11 protein-coding genes are annotated in these 16295 nt (G+C 71.7%); 2 read left to right on the top strand and 9 right to left on the bottom strand.

Annotated elements, in window-relative coordinates; translation table 11 throughout:
• Positions 1-13: 13 nt before the first annotated feature.
• The 4 genes from hemW to lepA form a co-directional block, all read right to left on the bottom strand.
• Positions 14-1246, bottom strand: coding sequence for a radical SAM family heme chaperone HemW (gene hemW / locus ABZY45_RS02305; protein ID WP_356735213.1), 1233 nt, complete (start codon positions 1244-1246; stop codon positions 14-16).
• Positions 1247-1433: 187 nt separating this feature from the next.
• A complete protein-coding gene (locus ABZY45_RS02300) occupies positions 1434-3344 on the bottom strand; it encodes a SpoIIE family protein phosphatase (RefSeq protein ID WP_356735211.1) in 1911 nt (636 codons plus the stop codon).
• Between the two features lie 169 nt (positions 3345-3513).
• Positions 3514-5403, bottom strand: coding sequence for an AMP-binding protein (locus ABZY45_RS02295; RefSeq protein WP_356735209.1), 1890 nt, complete (start codon positions 5401-5403; stop codon positions 3514-3516).
• A gap of 311 nt (positions 5404-5714) precedes the next feature.
• Complete coding sequence (gene lepA, locus ABZY45_RS02290; protein ID WP_145801591.1) at positions 5715-7589, bottom strand: translation elongation factor 4; 1875 nt, start codon at positions 7587-7589, stop codon at positions 5715-5717.
• A gap of 215 nt (positions 7590-7804) precedes the next feature.
• On the opposite strand from lepA, the gene rpsT reads away from it, so the two are divergent.
• Positions 7805-8071 carry a 30S ribosomal protein S20 gene (gene rpsT / locus ABZY45_RS02285; protein ID WP_014156344.1) on the top strand — a complete coding sequence of 89 codons (267 nt, stop codon included), beginning with the start codon at positions 7805-7807 and terminating at the stop codon, positions 8069-8071.
• Between the two features lie 288 nt (positions 8072-8359).
• Here rpsT and holA read toward each other — a convergent pair whose 3' ends face one another.
• Positions 8360-9349 carry a DNA polymerase III subunit delta gene (gene holA, locus ABZY45_RS02280; RefSeq protein WP_356735206.1) on the bottom strand — a complete coding sequence of 330 codons (990 nt, stop codon included), beginning with the start codon at positions 9347-9349 and terminating at the stop codon, positions 8360-8362.
• Between the two features lie 70 nt (positions 9350-9419).
• Between holA and ABZY45_RS02275 the strand changes: the two genes are divergently transcribed.
• Positions 9420-9683, top strand: coding sequence for a hypothetical protein (locus ABZY45_RS02275; RefSeq protein WP_356735204.1), 264 nt, complete (start codon positions 9420-9422; stop codon positions 9681-9683).
• A 182-nt stretch (positions 9684-9865) separates the two neighbouring features.
• Here ABZY45_RS02275 and ABZY45_RS02270 read toward each other — a convergent pair whose 3' ends face one another.
• The 4 genes from ABZY45_RS02270 to ABZY45_RS02255 form a co-directional block, all read right to left on the bottom strand.
• The gene (locus ABZY45_RS02270) at positions 9866-10750 is read right to left on the bottom strand and encodes a YceI family protein (protein WP_356736550.1); all 885 of its coding nucleotides are present in this window, start codon (positions 10748-10750) and stop codon (positions 9866-9868) included.
• A 275-nt stretch (positions 10751-11025) separates the two neighbouring features.
• Entirely contained in the window at positions 11026-11853 is an 828-nt protein-coding gene (locus ABZY45_RS02265; protein WP_356735202.1) for an arylamine N-acetyltransferase, read from the bottom strand.
• A gap of 84 nt (positions 11854-11937) precedes the next feature.
• Positions 11938-14601, bottom strand: coding sequence for a ComEC/Rec2 family competence protein (locus ABZY45_RS02260; protein ID WP_356735200.1), 2664 nt, complete (start codon positions 14599-14601; stop codon positions 11938-11940).
• Entirely contained in the window at positions 14598-15416 is an 819-nt protein-coding gene (locus ABZY45_RS02255; protein WP_356735198.1) for a ComEA family DNA-binding protein, read from the bottom strand. The genes ABZY45_RS02260 and ABZY45_RS02255 overlap by 4 nt, the downstream gene beginning before the upstream one ends.
• Between the last annotated feature and the right edge of the window lie 879 nt (positions 15417-16295).

Raw genomic sequence — 16295 nt, 5'->3', positions numbered from 1 at the left:
CGTGGCCGCGCGCTCAGTCCACCAGGTCCCGGACCACGGCGTCGGCCAGCAGGCGGCCCCGCAGGGTGAGGACCGCGCGTCCCTCCGCGTACGGGCCGGGCTCCAGCAGGCCGTCCGCCACCGCGCGTCCGGCCGCCGCGAGCCCGGCGGGGGCGAGCAGCGACAGCGGGCAGCCCTCGACGAGGCGCAGTTCCAGCAGGATGCGCTCCACCCGCCTGTCCTCGTCGGCGAGGACCTCGCGGCCCGCTCCGGGGGAGCGCCCCTCGGCCAGGGCCTGGGCGTACGCCCCGGGGTGCTTCACGTTCCACCAGCGCACGCCACCGACGTGGCTGTGCGCCCCCGGTCCGGCGCCCCACCAGTCCGCCCCGCGCCAGTACAGCTCGTTGTGCAGGCAGCGGCCTTCGGGCGTACGGGACCAGTTCGACACCTCGTACCAGGAGAAGCCTGCCGCCGCCATGGCCTCGTCAGCGATCAGATAGCGGTCGGCGTGGACGTCGTCGTCCGTCATCGGGACCTTGCCGCGCCTGATGCGACGGGCCAGCTGGGTGCCTTCCTCGACGATCAGCGCGTACGCCGACACATGGTCGGGTCCCGCACCGATCGCCGCGTCGAGGGAGGCCCGCCAGTCGTCGTCGGACTCACCCGGTGTGCCGTAGATCAAGTCGAGGTTGACGTGCTCGAAACCGGCTTCACGGGCCTCGGCGACACAGGCCTCCGGCCTGCCCGGGGTGTGGGTGCGGTCGAGGATCTTCAGGACGTGCTGCCGGGCGCTCTGCATGCCGAAGGAGACCCGGTTGAAGCCGCCCTCCCGCAGGGCGGCCAGATACGCCGGGTCCACGGATTCCGGATTGGCCTCGGTGGTGATCTCCGCGTCCGGCGCCAGCCCGAACTCCTCACGGATCGCGGCGAGCATCCGGACGAGGTCGGCGGCGGGCAGCAGGGTCGGCGTACCGCCTCCGACGAAGACCGTACGGACCGGCCGGGGGTCGTCGCCGAGCACCTTGCGGGCCTGGCGGACCTCCTGGATCAGGTGGGCGGCGTAGTTGTCGCGGGACGCCAGGGCACCGCCCGAGCCGCGCAGCTCGGTCGCGGTGTAGGTGTTGAAGTCGCAGTACCCGCAGCGGGTGGCGCAGTAGGGCACATGCAGGTAGAAGCCGAGCGGACGGTCTGCGGCGCCTTCCAGGGCATGGCGGGGCAGCGCCCCGTCGTCGGGCACGGGTTCACCATCGGGCAGTACGGAAGGCATACCGTCCATTGTCACTCGCCGCCGGAGCTGCCCCGGACCGCCGCATGGCGGGCACGGTCCCAGGGTTCGGTCACCCGGGCCCTGGCCTCGGGCCCGGGGCTGCGGGCCGTGGCCTCGGGCTGCGGGCCCCGGGCCGTGCTGCCCGCCTCAGCGCCCGGCCGTCGGCCCCTCGTGCCGTGGTCCCCGCTCAGTCGACCTGGAGCACGAGCATGGCCAGGTCGTCGTCGGGCGGGCGCTCGGCGAAGGCGTGGACGGCCCGCTTGATCCGGTCGGCTATCCCGGCGGCCGGCAGCCCCGCGCAGTCGGCGAGGGCCCGTGCGAGGCCGTCGCCGTCGTCGAACATCAGCCGCCCCGAGCGCCGCTCCGTCACGCCGTCGGTGACACAGAGGAGGCTGTCCCCCGGTGCCAGCTCGAAGCTCTGGCTCTCGTACGCCACGTCGTCGACGACCCCGAGCAGGACCTGCGGTTCGGCGGCGGGCCGCACGGTCCCGTCGGGGCGCAGCAGCAGCGGGAGCGGGTGGCCCGCGCTCGCCACGGTGCAGCGCACCCCACCGCCCGGGAGCGGCACGAGGTCGCCGTACAGCAGGGAGAGGAAGCGGGACTGGGAGCCGTCCTGGTTCTGCCCGTCCCCCTGGATCTGCTGACCGCCCGCCGCGGCGACCATGAGTGCGGCGGCTTCCGCGGCCTCCATGGCGTCGTCCAGGAGGAGCCGGTTGAGCCGGTCGAGGACCTCTCCGACCCGGAAGCCCTCCCGGGACAGCAGACGCAGCCACGGGCGGGCCAGACCGGTGACGACGGCGGCTTCGGGGCCGCTGCCCTGTACGTCGCCGAGCACGAAGCACCAGCGTCCGCCGGGGCAGGGGAAGAGGTCGTAGAAGTCGCCGCCGACGACACCGTCGTCCCCCGGCTCGTACACCAGGGCGCTCGTGACGCCGGGTATGTCGGCGACCTTGGTGGGCAGCAGACCGCGCTGGAGGATGCGGCTGATGGTGGCCTGCCGGGTGTAGGCGCGCGCGGCGCCCACGGCGAGGCCGACCCTGCGTACGAAGTCCGCCAGGAGGGCGGCGACCTCGTCGGGGATGTGGTCGGCGCCCTCACGGCCCACCAGGACCGCTCCGAGCGTGCGCCCGCCCGACACGATGCGGTGGGCCAGCGCGGCACCTGAGCCCTTGCCGCGTTCCGCCGCCTCGGGCCACGGCAGGGGCACGGGCCCGGTCCCGACACTCCCGGGTAAGCGGAGCGGCTCCTTCTCCAGCGCCGGGCGCAGCAGCTCGGCCCGCTCCTCGTCACGGTGCCAGACACCGGCGAGCCTGGGGACGGCGGCCGGGCCGCCCGCCTCGCTCTCCAGCCATATCGCGCACCAGTCGGCGAGCCGGGGCACGAGGAGCGGGCCCGCCGTCGACGCGACGAGGTCCTCGTCGAGCTGACCGGCGAGCAGGCCGGACGCCTCGGCCAGGAAGGAGAGTCCGCCGCCCCCGGCCCATCCGGCGTCGTCGCGCTCGGCGGACCCGGCTGGGGCGGGTGTCCCGCCGGCGGGCAGGCCGCGCCTGCGGGCGGACGCCTCGGCCCGCGTCGCGTCGGGCAGTCCGTACCGGTCGTCGCCCGGGAGCCGGGCCCAGACGGTCTTGAGGCCGGTGCGATAGGTGATGCCCCAGGACTCGGCGAGGGTGGCGACGAGCTGCAGCCCCCGGCCGTACTCCGCGGGATCGGGCCGTTCCGCGCGGCTGTCGCGCACCGACCGGGCCGGGTGGTGGTCGGTGATCTCCAGCACCAGCGCGGCCGGCTCGGGTCCGGCCGAGTCCTCCAGCCTGAGGAGCAGCTCGACCGTCGTACCGGCGTGCACGACCGCGTTGGTCACCAGCTCGCTGGCCACGGTCAGCGCGTCGTCGGTGAGCCGCTCGCCGAACTCACCGGCGCTGGGCAGACCGTGACCGGTCCAGTCGGCGAGGGCGGCCCGGACGAATCTGCGCGCCGCGGACGACGCCTGCGGGATCCCCGGCAGGCTCGTGCGGGCGACCGCAGGCGTGCCGTCGCCCTGACCGGCGACGACGGTGCCGGGACGGTGAACGACGTCCCGCTGCAAGGGAATGGGCCCCACGGTGCGGCTCCTGACGGTCTCGCGAAACACCGCTGACGTTCTACGACAGAGTGACAGACCGGGCGCACCTATAAGCACCGAGTGACGGAAGTGGCCGGAGTCGAACGGAAACGAACGGGGCCGGCAGGCGCTCCCGCGCCCACCGGCCCCGCATCCACGCTCCGGGCTGTCACGCCTCCCGGGAGCCCGCGTACATGTCCTCGATCAGGTCCTTGTACTCCCGCTCGACGACCGGCCGCTTCAGCTTGAGGCTCGGCGTCAGCTCGCCGTGCTCGATGTCGAGGTCGCGCGGCAGCAGCCGGAACTTCTTGATGGTCTGCCAGCGCTGCAGGCCCTCGTTGAGCCGCTGCACATAGCCCTCGATGAGCTCCACGGCCTGCGGGGAGGCCACCACGTCGGCGTAGGGCTTGCCGCCGAGACCGTTCTCCTCGGCCCAGCCGAGGATGGTCGCCTCGTCGAGCGCGATGAGGGCCGTGCAGAAGTTCCGGTCGGCGCCGTGCACCAGGATGTTCGAGACGAAGGGGCACACCGCCTTGAACTGACCTTCGACCTCGGCCGGGGCGATGTACTTGCCGCCGGACGTCTTGATCAGGTCCTTCTTGCGGTCGGTGATCCGCAGGTAGCCGTCCTCGGACAGCTCGCCGATGTCACCGGTGTGGAACCAGCCGTCGGACTCCAGCACCTCGGCGGTCTTCTCGGGCAGCCGGTGGTAGCCCTCCATCAGGCCGGGGCCGCGCAGCAGGATCTCGCCGTCGTCCGCGATCCGGACCTCGGTGCCGGGGAGCGGCTTGCCGACGGTGCCGGTGCGGTACGCCTCGCCAGGGTTGACGAAGGAGGCGGCGCTGGACTCCGTGAGGCCGTAGCCCTCCAGGATGTGGATGCCGGCGCCGGCGAAGAAGAGGCCGATGTCGGGCGCCAGGGCGGCGGATCCGGAGATGCAGGCGCGGAGCCGGCCGCCGAAGGCCTCGCGGATCTTCGCGTAGACGAGGGTGTCGGCGACCTTGTGCTTGGCGGCCAGGGCGAAGGGGACGGATGCCTTGCCGGTGCGGCGGAAGTTGTCCTGCGAGACCTTCGCGTGCTCGCGGGCGACTCCGGCGGCCCACTGGAAGATCTTGTACTTGGCTCCGCCGCCGGCCCGCGCCTTGGCGGCGACCCCGTTGTAGACCTTCTCGAAGATGCGGGGGACGGCTGCCATGTAGGTCGGCTGGACCACCGGGAGGTTCTCGATGATCTTGTCGACCCGTCCGTCGACGGCCGTGACGTGACCGACCTCGATCTGGCCGGAGGTGAGCACCTTGCCGAAGACGTGGGCGAGCGGCAGCCAGAGGTACTGGACGTCGTCCGGGTTGATCATCCCGGTGGACACGGTCGCCTTGGCCATGTACGACCAGTTGTCGTGCGGCAGCCGCACACCCTTGGGGCGGCCGGTGGTGCCCGAGGTGTAGATCAGCGTCGCCAGCTGGTCCGCGGTGATGGCGGAGACCCGGTCGGTGATCGCGTCCGGGTTCTTCACCAGGTACTCGGCGCCCCTGGTCTCCAGCTCGGCCAGGGTGAGGAGCCAGCCCTCGGGGTCGTCATCGGCGGGCTCGACGCCGGCCGGGTCGATGACGACGACGTGCGCCAGCTCGGGCAGCCGCGCCCTGTTCTCGCGGGCCTTCGCCAGCTGGGCGGCGTCCTCGGCGACCAGTACACGGCTCTCGGAGTCGGCCAGGATGAAGGCGGACTCCTCGGTGTTCGTCGAGGGGTAGATAGTCGTGGTGGCGGCGCCCGCGCACATCACACCGAGGTCGATGAGAATCCATTCGACACGGGTGGAGGAGGCGAGCGCGACCCGCTCCTCCGGCCGGACGCCGAGCGCGATCAGACCGGCCGCGACGGCGTGGACCCGCTCGGCGGCCTGCGCCCAGGTCAGCGACTTCCATTCGTCCGGGCCCTGGCCCGAGGCGGCCGGCACCGGGTAGCGGTAGGCCTCACCGTCCGGGGTGGCCGCCACGCGGTCGATGAAGAGAGTCGCCACGGAGGGCGGTCGGCTATCGATCAAGGTCTGTGTGTCGCTCACGACGTCCTCCGGGCCTGCGGCATTGCTACGACCGGCTTCTTGGTGCTGCTTGTTCTTCCTGCTTCTCGTTCCCGCTCGGCCTGTCTTGTTTAACTGGCGAGTAACTAACGGGGTGGTGATCAGACTAAAGGGCCCGGGACCGTCTGGTAAGAGGCAACAGGCCGCCGCTTCATAACGAACCGGGCCCCTGCGCCACGGACATCCGCGACGCAGGGGCCAGTTGGGCTACTCCTGGGTACTCCCAGGTCGTACAGCCGGGTACGCACCGACACCTACGGCGCGTACGACCGCGTACGCGCCGACGACGGCACTTACTTCTTGGCCTTGCCCTCGCCCGCCGACTCGTCCGTCGACAGCACGGAGATGAACGCGTCCTGCGGCACCTCCACGTTGCCGACCATCTTCATCCGCTTCTTGCCTTCCTTCTGCTTCTCCAGCAGCTTCCGCTTACGGGAGATGTCACCGCCGTAGCACTTGGCGAGGACGTCCTTACGGATGGCGCGGACGGTCTCACGGGCGATGACCCGGGAACCGATGGCCGCCTGGATCGGCACCTCGAAGTTCTGCCGGGGGATGAGCTTCTGCAGCTTGGCCACGAGCCGGACACCGTAGGCGTACGCCTTGTCCTTGTGCGTGACGGCGGAGAAGGCGTCGACCTTGTCGCCGTGCAGCAGGATGTCGACCTTGACCAGCTGGGCGGACTGCTCACCCGTGGGCTCGTAGTCGAGCGAGGCATAGCCGCGCGTCTTCGACTTCAGCTGGTCGAAGAAGTCGAAGACGATCTCGGCGAGCGGAAGGGTGTACCGGATCTCGACCCGGTCCTCGGAGAGGTAGTCCATGCCGATCAGGGTGCCGCGCCGGTTCTGGCAGAGCTCCATGATCGCGCCGATGAACTCGCTGGGCGCGAGGACCGTGGCCCTGACGACCGGCTCGTGCACCTTGTCGATCTTGCCCTCGGGGAACTCGCTCGGGTTGGTGACGATGTGCTCCGAGCCGTCCTCCATCTCCACGCGGTAGACCACGTTGGGCGCGGTGGCGATGAGCTCCAGGCCGAACTCGCGCTCCAGGCGCTCACGGATCACGTCGAGGTGCAGCAGACCGAGGAAGCCGACGCGGAAGCCGAAGCCGAGCGCGGCCGAGGTCTCCGGCTCGTACACCAGGGCGGCGTCGTTGAGCTGGAGCTTGTCCAGGGCCTCACGCAGGTCCGGGTAGTCGGATCCGTCCAGGGGGTAGAGCCCCGAGAACACCATCGGCTTGGGGTCCTTGTAGCCGCCCAGCGCCTCGGTCGCCCCCTTGTTCAGGGAGGTGATGGTGTCACCGACCTTGGACTGCCGGACGTCCTTCACACCGGTGATGATGTAGCCGACCTCACCCACGCCGATGCCGTCGGCCGGGGTCATCTCCGGGGAGGAGACACCGATCTCCAGGAGCTCGTGGGTGGCGCCCGTCGACATCATCTTGATGCGCTCACGCTTGTTGAGCTGACCGTCGACGACCCTGACATAGGTGACGACACCGCGGTAGGCGTCGTAGACCGAGTCGAAGATCATCGCGCGGGCGGGTGCGTCCGCCTGACCGACCGGAGCCGGGACGTCCCGGACGACCCGGTCCAGCAGCGCGTCGACGCCGACACCGGTCTTCGCCGAGACCTTGAGCACGTCCTCGGGCTGGCAGCCGATGAGGTTGGCGAGCTCCTCGGAGAACTTCTCGGGCTGGGCGGCCGGCAGGTCGATCTTGTTGAGCACCGGGACGATGGTGAGGTCGTTCTCCATCGCCAGGTAGAGGTTGGCCAGCGTCTGCGCCTCGATGCCCTGAGCGGCGTCGACCAGGAGGACGGTGCCCTCGCACGCGGCCAGCGAGCGGGAGACCTCGTAGGTGAAGTCCACGTGGCCCGGGGTGTCGATCATGTTGAGGATGTGGGTCGCGCCCTTGTCCTCACCCTCGGTGGGCGCCCACGGCAGACGGACCGCCTGGGACTTGATGGTGATGCCGCGCTCGCGCTCGATGTCCATCCGGTCGAGATACTGGGCGCGCATCTGCCGCTGGTCGACCACTCCCGTCAGCTGGAGCATCCGGTCGGCAAGGGTCGACTTGCCGTGGTCGATGTGCGCGATGATGCAGAAGTTGCGGATCAGCGCCGGGTCGGTACGGCTCGGCTCGGGCACGTTGGTAGGAGTCGCGGGCACGCAGGGTCCTGATTCTTGAGACGCCGGACGCCGTGTCTCGGGTCGATGTCGGGTCGGACGGATCGATACGTAGCCTCCATGGTCCCACGCCTGCGGGACCGGGACCGGTTTGGGCCGGTCCGAGGGTGACTGCTACCGTGGGCAGCTGTGCCTCGTGGCCCTCAGAAGCGGCGTGGCGCACATAGAAGATCCAACGAACCTGAAAAGGCTCTTTCGTGGCGAACATCAAGTCCCAGATCAAGCGGAACAAGACGAACGAGAAGGCGCGCCTGCGCAACAAGGCCGTCAAGTCCTCGCTCAAGACCTCGATCCGCAAGGCCCGTGAGGCTGCCGCTGCCGGTGACGTCGAGAAGGCCACTGTGGCCGTCCGTGACGCGTCGCGCCAGCTCGACAAGGCTGTCTCGAAGGGTGTCATCCACAAGAACGCCGCCGCCAACAAGAAGTCGGCGCTGGCGCTCAAGGTTGCCGCCCTCCAGGGCTGAGCTACTGATGTGATCGCCGGGACGGATTCAGCGGGCCCTCTCTCCCGCTCCTGACCGGCACCCCGCGCCGCACACCGAACCTGCGTTCGCCACGCGGGTGCGGCGCACAAAGTGTGAACCGAAGGCCCCGGCCGACGTCCTCCCCAGGATGTCGCCGGGGCCTTCGGCGTGGTGCGGCATGGTGTGGTGCGGTGCTGCACGGGATACGCGGAACCCATGCCCCACGGCCCGCCGCGCCTCGCGCCCCAGCGGGGAGAGCGAGCCGCACGGGCCACGGCAGGGGTGCGGTCAGCGGCCGCCGGAGCGGGCCGCGCGGGCCACGGCGACCACGGCCTTCTCCAGGGCGTACTCGGGGTCGTCCCCGCCTCCCTTGACGCCGGCGTCGGCCGCCGCGACCGCGAGCAGCGCAGCCGCCACTCCGTCCGGCGTCCATCCGCGCATCTGCTGGCGCACCCGGTCGATCTTCCAGGGCGGCATCCCGAGCTCGCGGGCAAGGTCCGCAGGCCGTCCGCCACGGGCCGAGGAGAGCTTGCCGATGGCCCGGACGCCCTGGGCCAGAGCGCTGGTGATCAGGACCGGCGCCACACCCGTGGAGAGCGACCACCGCAGCGCCTCCAGTGCCTCCGCCGCCCGGCCCTCGACCGCGCGATCGGCCACAGTGAAGGAGGATGCCTCGGCGCGGCCCGTGTAGTAACGGCCGACGACCGCTTCGTCGATGGTGCCCTCGACGTCCGCGACCAGCTGGGATACGGCACTCGCCAGCTCCCGGAGGTCACTGCCGATGGAGTCCACCAAGGCCTGGCACGCCTCGGGGGTGGCGGACCGCCCGAGCGCCCGGAACTCCGACCGTACGAAGGACAGCCGCTCGGCCGGCTTGGTGGTCTTGGGACACGCCACCTCCCGCGCCCCCGCCTTGCGCGCCGCGTCCAGCAGCCCCTTGCCCTTGGCTCCGCCCGCGTGCAGGAGCACGAGAGTGATCTCCTCGGCCGGGGCGCCGATGTACGCCTTGACGTCCTTGACGGTGTCGGCGGAGAGGTCGTGGGCGTTGCGGACGATCACCACCTTGCGCTCGGCGAAGAGCGAGGGACTCGTCAGCTCCGCGAGCGTGCCCGGCTGCAGCTGGTCCGGGGTGAGGTCGCGGACGTCCGTATCGGCGTCCGAGGCGCGGGCCGCCGCCACCACCTGCTGCACGGCGCGGTCCAGGAGCAGGTCTTCCTGGCCCACGGCGAGGGTGACGGGGGCGAGCGGATCGTCGGTGGAATTGCGTCTGGTGGCCATCGCCGTCCAGCATCCCACGCCCGTGTGACAACGCCGGGGGCCGCCGCCCGGACGCGTTCCCGCTCGGGACATGCCGGAGAATGACCGGGTGAGCGATGTGAGACATGTACTGGTGCTGCCCGACCGGGACGCCGCCGAGGAGGTCGCCGGGGAACTGGCCGACAGGTTCGGCGTGACCGAAGAGCCCCAGCTCGTCCGGGACGCCCTGGCCGGGGAGGACGACGCCGAGGACGCCCAGTGGCTGGTCGTGGTGGAGGACCCGGGCGCACGGCTGGACTCCGCGGCGCTCGACATGTTCGCCGCGGAGTACGAGGGATGGCTGGAAGTGCCGTAACGCGCGGCACCGCCCGTCGGCGTCGTTAAAACCAGGGCACCGGCCGACGCGGTGAGGCGTGCACTCAGGTCGGCGCCTGGGGCTCAGGGCCTGGGCCTGGGCCGGTGTCTGGGCTCAGGGCCGGGACCGTGAAGCGCGGGCCCGGGCCGCGAGGCGGGGGCGTGACCGGTGCCCCCGCCAGGTCAGCTCTTGGGGACGATCTGGATGTCCATGTCGATCTTGATGCTGGGGCCGACGACCGCGATGCCGCGCGCCAGCATCGTCTGCCAGGTGAGCGTGAAGTCCTCGCGGTGCAGCTCGGTGGTTGCGCGGCAGGCGGCCCTGGTCTCACCTTCGAGGCCGTTGCCCAGGCCCAGGTACTGGGTGTCCAGCGTGACGGTGCGGCTCACGCCGTGCAGGGTGAGCCCACCGGTGACGCCCCATCGGGTGCCGCCTCGGTGGACGAAGCGGTCGCTGTAGAACTCGAGGGTGGGATACCGCTCGATGTCGAGGAAGTCGGCGGAGCGCAGATGGTCGTCCCGCATCTGGACGTTCGTGTCGATCGACGCGGCGTCGATGACGACATGCATGGCGGAGTCCTCCATGCGGTCGGCGATCCGGACCGCGCCGGCGAAGGTGTTGAACCGGCCGTGGATACGGGCCATGCCGATGTGCCGTGCGGTGAAACCGATCTGGGTGTGCGACGGCTCGATCTCCCAGTCGCCCGGGTCGGGGAGCTGCGGGGGCTGCGCCACCTGGAGGGCCACGTCACCGAGACTCGCGTGGCCGCCCTCGGTCACGGTGACCGGGCCGTGGAAGGGAGTGAAGCCGTCGGCCGTGACGCCCACGCGGTAGTCGCCGGCGGGGACGGTGGCGACCACGTTCCCGAAGGGGTCCGTCTCGCCGGCGACGATCTTGCGGCCGGCGCTGTCGGTGACCACGAAGTCCGCCTGCGGGACGGGTTCGCTGACAGGATCAAGGACCCTGCAGCTCAGCATGCCGGCGGTGAGCGGCACCGGGAATGCGGCGAGGGCGTTGTTCTGAGCGGTATCGGGCTTCGCTCTGCTGCCTAGCCAACGGCCGAACATGTACACGTACTCCCCAGGGGCGGTTCTCACCTCGGACCCCTGCCGGCTGGACGTCGCTGTCGGAGCAGCGGCCCGCCGACGAATACACATTCGATCACCGTTGTGAGGTTCGAGGCAAACGCCGCAGCTCAGAGGGGGTTGTCCCGCCGTGCGCCCAGCTGTCCCAGCTGTACGCGGCTGTACGCAGGTACGACGGAACTTCCGGATTGCCCTGCTCCCCGTCGCGCACCACAGCCCGGGCCCCTGTCATGCCGTGCGCCACCGCACCACCCCCCTCATACGGTCGTGGTCGCGCCCCGAACGTCGGGCAACCGGGGCAGCACCATGCCGAAGTGGTCGTGATACGCGGCGAGTACCTCGGCATCGGCAGCCAGCTCCTTCTCGTACCGCTCGCCCCGCACCGTCGTGATCAGGGTGCGGTCCCGAAGCGTCACCCGGCCTTCGGCGGTGCGTCGTGAGCAGACGGGGGAGCGGGTGAAATGGGAATCCGGCGAGGTGCGGTGATACCAGGCACCGGCCCGGAAATCCGCCAGTACGCGCGGTCGCAGGTCCAGACGGAACTCCCGCGAACTCCCGCGCAACAGATCGAGGTCCCCCTGCGGCGCCTCCCTGAAGCGGAAACTGCCGCAGGGATCGTCCTGTTCCGTACGGGAGTCCAGCGCGAGCGGCCTCAGGGCGTGGTCGCCGAAGCCTACGTCGGCGAGCCACGGACCCGTACCGTCCTCTGTCTCCACCCGCAGTGCGACGTGGTCGTACGGAATGCCGAGGCGTCCGCCGTCGCCGAACACCCGCGCCTGGAGCAGGGTGACGCGGAAGCCGAGCGCGCGCAGCAGTCCGGCGAAAGCGCCGTTGAGTTCGTAGCAGAATCCTCCCCGGTGATCGGTCACGATCTTGTCGACGAGCCTCTCCTCCTCCAGGACGATGTCCTGTCCCAGGTGGATCGAGAGGTTCTCGAAGGGCACGGTCATCAGATGACGCAACTGCAGTTCGCGCAGCGCCTCCGCGTCGGCGCGGGCGGGGCGGGCGGCGCCGATGTGTTGCAGGTAGGCATCCACCCAGGCGGGGGCGGATGTGTGGGCCGGCTGGGGCACTTCCTCGTCCATACCGGCAGTCTGTCGCGGCACGCAGGCAGGCGCATGCGCCACGGGACCTAGGACCGCCGACGGAGCCCGGGCGGGACCCCGCGCTCATGAACGGCCTGCCGCGCGCAGTCCCGCCCCGCTGCCCGTCACCGCGATCGCTCCGTGGGTGTCGGTACGCAGTACCTTCGCCCCCGCCGCTTCGAGCGCATCGAGCGTCCGGGCTGCCGGATGGCCGTACGGGTTGTCCGTGCCGCAGCTGATCAGCGCGATCCTCGGGCGGGCGGTGCGCAGGAGGGCGGGGTCCTGATGGGCGGAGCCGTGGTGCGCGACCTTGAGCACGTCCACCCGGGGCAACGCCGGATGGCTGCGCAGCACCCCCTGCTGCGCCGGGGGTTCGAGATCGCCGAGGAGCAGCAGGATCAGTCCGCCGGACCGGACGAGGAGGGTGACGCTGGAATCGTTCGGCTCCTCGGAGCCGAGGGCCCCGGCCGCCCCCCGCGCGTCGGCGGCGGGCCAGAGCACCTGCCAGTGGAGCGGGCCCTCGCGGCGTCGCTCCCCGGGCACTGCTTGGATCACCGGGACGTGCGCCGTCTCGGCCGTTCTCCTCACGAACGCCGCCTGCTCGGGCGGTTCGTCGAGATGCGTGGTCTGGATCGCCCCCACCTCACGGCCCCGCAAGACACCGGACAGTCCCCGCACATGGTCGGCGTGGAAGTGCGTCAGCAGCAGGAGTGGCACGCGGGTGATGCCCAGGTCCCGCAGGCACCGGTCGACGAGCCGGGGTTCAGGGCCGGTGTCCACCACCACCCCCGTACCGTCTCCGGCGGCCAGCACCATGGCATCACCCTGACCCACGTCGCACAGGGCGAAGGCCCAGCCTGGTGGCGGCCATCCCGTCATGAGCCGGGTGAGCGGCACCGGTCTCAGCACCGCCAGCACCAGCAGGAGCGCGGCGGCCGAACAGATCCACGGGTGGCGGATCAGGCGGCGGGCGGACAGCACCAACAGGGCCGTGAGCACAGCCAGGAGAGCGGCACCGCGCCAGCCGCCCGGCCAGTCGACCTCCGCCCCGGGAAGGGCCGCTCCGGTCCGGGCCACCGAAGCGATCCATCCGGTCGGCCAGCCCGCAGCCGTGGCCAGACCTTCCGCCACCGGCATGGCCACAGGAGCTGCGGCGAGTGCGGCGAATCCCAGGACCGTCGCGGGCGCCACCGCGAATTCGGCCAGCAGATTGCAGGGGATCGCCACGAGCCCCACTCGGGACGCGAGGACCACGACGACGGGCGCGCAGACCGCCTGCGCGGCCCCCGAGGCTGCCAGCACCTCGGCCAGCCGTGCCGGAACCCCGTGGCGTCGCAGCGCGTCGCTCCACCGGGGCGCGAGCGTGAGCAGCGCCCCGGTGGCGAGCACGGACAGCAGGAACCCGTAACTGCGGGCCAGCCAAGGGTCGTACAGCACCAGCAGCAGAACGGCGGCGGCCAGGGCCGGAATCAGCGATCTGCGCCGGCCCGTACCGATGGCGAGCAGCGTGATCAGGCCGCAGGCCGCCGCCCGCAGGACGCTCGGTTCGGGACGGCAGACGATCACGAACGCGAGGGCGATCCCTCCGCCGATCAGCGCTGTCATGCGCAGGGAGATGCCCAGTCGCGGTGCTAGGCCCCGCCGTTCGCTGCGCAGGGCCGTGCCAGGGGGCCCGATGAGGAGGAAGAGCAGGATCGAGAGGTTTGCCCCGGATACAGCGAGCAGGTGGGTGAGGTCGGTGGTTCTGAACGCGTCATGCAGTTCGGGCGGAACCCGCGAGGTGTCGCCGACGACCAGGCTCGGCAGGAGGGCTCGCGCATCAGGGGCGAGCCCGTCGGCCGCCTCCCGCAGCCCGGAGCGCAGCCGTCCCGCGGTGCGGTGGAGCAGGGACGGCTCCACCGTGACGCGCGGCGGGTCGTCCGCGTCCGTGCCGAGTACCGCCGCGACGCGCTCACCCTCGCGACGCGGCGGTGCGAGCCGTCCTTCGACACTCAGCCCGGTGGAGGGCAGCAGCCGCTGCCAACGCGCCGCCGCCTCCCCCGGGGCGACCATGACGAGTACCGGCGTGCTGAGCACCGTGACCGTGCCGTCGGGAGCGGTCAGCCGGGTGATCTCGGCGTTCAGCAGCAGGGATACGGGTGTGCTGTGGTCACCCTGTACGCGTGGCCGGGTCTGACGGGGATCCGATGTGACGGTCACGTCCGCTCGGATTCGCGCGTAGTCCTGCGCCAGACCGGGGACGGGTCCGCTGCGGACGTCGGCACCGTGGAGCCCGGCCGCAGCCGCCCCGGCAGCCGCGCAGAGCAGCACGCCGGCGGCAGTGGTGCTACGCGGCAAGGCGCGCCAGGCCGGCCTCGGTGACCGCACCGCCCCTCGCCGCCCAGGAGGCCCGGACTGTCCGTGCGGTCCGGGGCGTCCGTGCGGTCCGGGGCGTCCGCGGGGCCCCGAGCGTCCGCGCGGGCCTATCCACGCCCCTTCCCCGGTCGCTCGGCGCGCCGCGGCCCGGGGGTCGACCATGACGCCGAGGCCGGCGCAGGCACAGAGAACAGCTCCCGTCGCCGCCCACCGCCCAGGCACCCCCAGAGCCAGGACAGCCGCGGCCCATGCCGCGAGAGCGGGAGGGACGAGCCGGAGATCGACAGGAGCCTCCTGGCGCGGGTCCGCCGAATACGACCGCCGTGCCGTGTCGGCAGCCGTGTTCGTGTCGGCAGCCGTGTTCGTGTCCCTCTGCACGTCGGAGCTGTTCATGGACGGACCAGTGGCCGAAGGTCCGCGAACCGGCGGTCGCCGATGCCGTTGACCTCGCGCAGTTCGTCGACCGAACGGTAACCGCCGTGCTCGGTGCGGTAGTCCACGATGTGCTGGGCGAGTACCGGACCGACCCCCGGCAGAGCTTCGAGCTGCTCCACCGTGGCTGTGCCGAGGCTCACCGGCGTACCCGGCGCTGGTTGCCCTGCCGTGGGTCCACCGCTCGTCCCCGCTCCCCCGGGCGGCGCCGCGAGGGAGGGGAAGCCCACCACGACCTGCTCCCCGTCCGTCAGGACACGGGCACGGTTGAGTCCGGTCACGTCGGTCCCCCTGCGGATGCCTCCGGCGGCGCGCAGGGCGTCCTCCACACGGGACCCGGCCGGCAGATACCGGATTCCGGGGCGGTGAACCTTGCCGCTCACATCGACGACGATCCTTCCGCCGAGGTGAGTGCCGGGCTGAGTGCCAGGCTGCGACCCCCCGGCCGGGCCGGGCGCGGCGCCGGTCAGCTGCGTGTGCGTGGAACCGGGCCCGGACGCCTGGGGTGCGGCGGCGTCGGTGACCCGCTCCGGTGGGCGTACGGGCTCGGGGCGGGCCGACCAGAAATGTGCCGCCGCGAACAGCGCGGCCCCTGCCAGGACCACGGCGAGCGCGGCGAGCGCGCGCGGTTCCAGACCGCACCGGAGCTGCACCCACAGGGGTAACCGGTCCCGCAGAGCGCATGCGGCTTCCCGCCACCACCTCGGCGGGGCACCGGCGGAACCGACTTCCCCGCCGCACATGGGCAGGTCCGGCCCGGCGGCCGGAGGCGCCATGGAACTCCCCGCCGACCCCGAACGAGCTCCAGCGGCAGGCGCTTCAGCGGAAGGTACCTGCGTGGGAGGAGCCTCCGCTGGGAGTGCCTGTACGGGGAACCGCCGGGCAGGGGCCTCCGGAGCAGGGGCCGACCCGACAGGTGCCTGCGGGACCACTGCCTGCGCGAGGAGCCTCGTCCGGGCAGAATCCGCCGATGCATGAATTTCGGAGCGCACGGCCCAGGAGGGCGCCGGCCGAGGGCGCTCCCGCAGCCGCAGCCCGGAAGCGTGGGAGACGCCGGGGGATCCGAGGGAACCGGGGGGCCCAAGGTTTCCGGCGAGGCTCGGGATGGAGCAAGTAGGCGCGTCACTGCCCGGCGCGCTCATCGCACCCGAGCCCGCGCCACCGGCCGCCCCGCCCCCGCCCGGCCCAGCACCCGGCACCCCGCCGCCGGCCGGTGGCCGGTCGCCCGCCATCAGTGCGTCCGCTCGTAGTCGCGAGGCTGCCGCCACCGCCGCGTCCGTGCCGCCGGCCGTGCGCCGTCTGCGCCCGCGCCCGCGTGCGGCCACGGCACCGGGCGAAGTGCCGGCCGGGCCGCCGGGGCGGACACCGGATCTGTGCCGGGCACGTCCTCCCGGCCCTGCCCCGCGCGACGCGCGAGGTACGAACCGGTCCATGAGCGGACCGGTCTGGCCAGGCATGGAGACGTACGGCTGCGCGGCGGGAGCCGCGTCCGGTGCAAGAGCCGTCCGCGGGGCCGGAGTCAGGCCGTCGAGGCCACGCGCGCTGGTGGACACGTGCAGTGATCGGAAGGTCATGCCTCACGACGCTAGGCACTTCCGCGAAAACCCGCTGAGCTGCGCTGATTGCGGTGGATAACTTGCCAGTTGTGGATATCT

The organism is Streptomyces sp. NPDC006516 (genome assembly GCF_040611875.1).
Taxonomy (GTDB): Bacteria; Actinomycetota; Actinomycetes; order Streptomycetales; family Streptomycetaceae; genus Streptomyces.
The sequence above is the reverse complement of the archived record's forward strand: the minus strand, read 5'-3'. Positions and strand labels throughout refer to the sequence as shown.

Coding starts and splice junctions, on each gene's coding strand:
- ABZY45_RS02265 (WP_356735202.1), bottom strand. CDS start 11,853: ATGGACGAGGAAGTGCCCCAGCCGGCCCACACATCCGCCCCCGCCTGG.
- ABZY45_RS02270 (WP_356736550.1), bottom strand. CDS start 10,750: ATGTTCGGCCGTTGGCTAGGCAGCAGAGCGAAGCCCGATACCGCTCAG.
- ABZY45_RS02260 (WP_356735200.1), bottom strand. CDS start 14,601: ATGAACAGCTCCGACGTGCAGAGGGACACGAACACGGCTGCCGACACG.
- holA (WP_356735206.1), bottom strand. CDS start 9,349: ATGGCCACCAGACGCAATTCCACCGACGATCCGCTCGCCCCCGTCACC.
- ABZY45_RS02255 (WP_356735198.1), bottom strand. CDS start 15,416: ATGGCGCCTCCGGCCGCCGGGCCGGACCTGCCCATGTGCGGCGGGGAA.
- hemW (WP_356735213.1), bottom strand. CDS start 1,246: ATGCCTTCCGTACTGCCCGATGGTGAACCCGTGCCCGACGACGGGGCG.
- ABZY45_RS02275 (WP_356735204.1), top strand. CDS start 9,420: ATGCCGGAGAATGACCGGGTGAGCGATGTGAGACATGTACTGGTGCTG.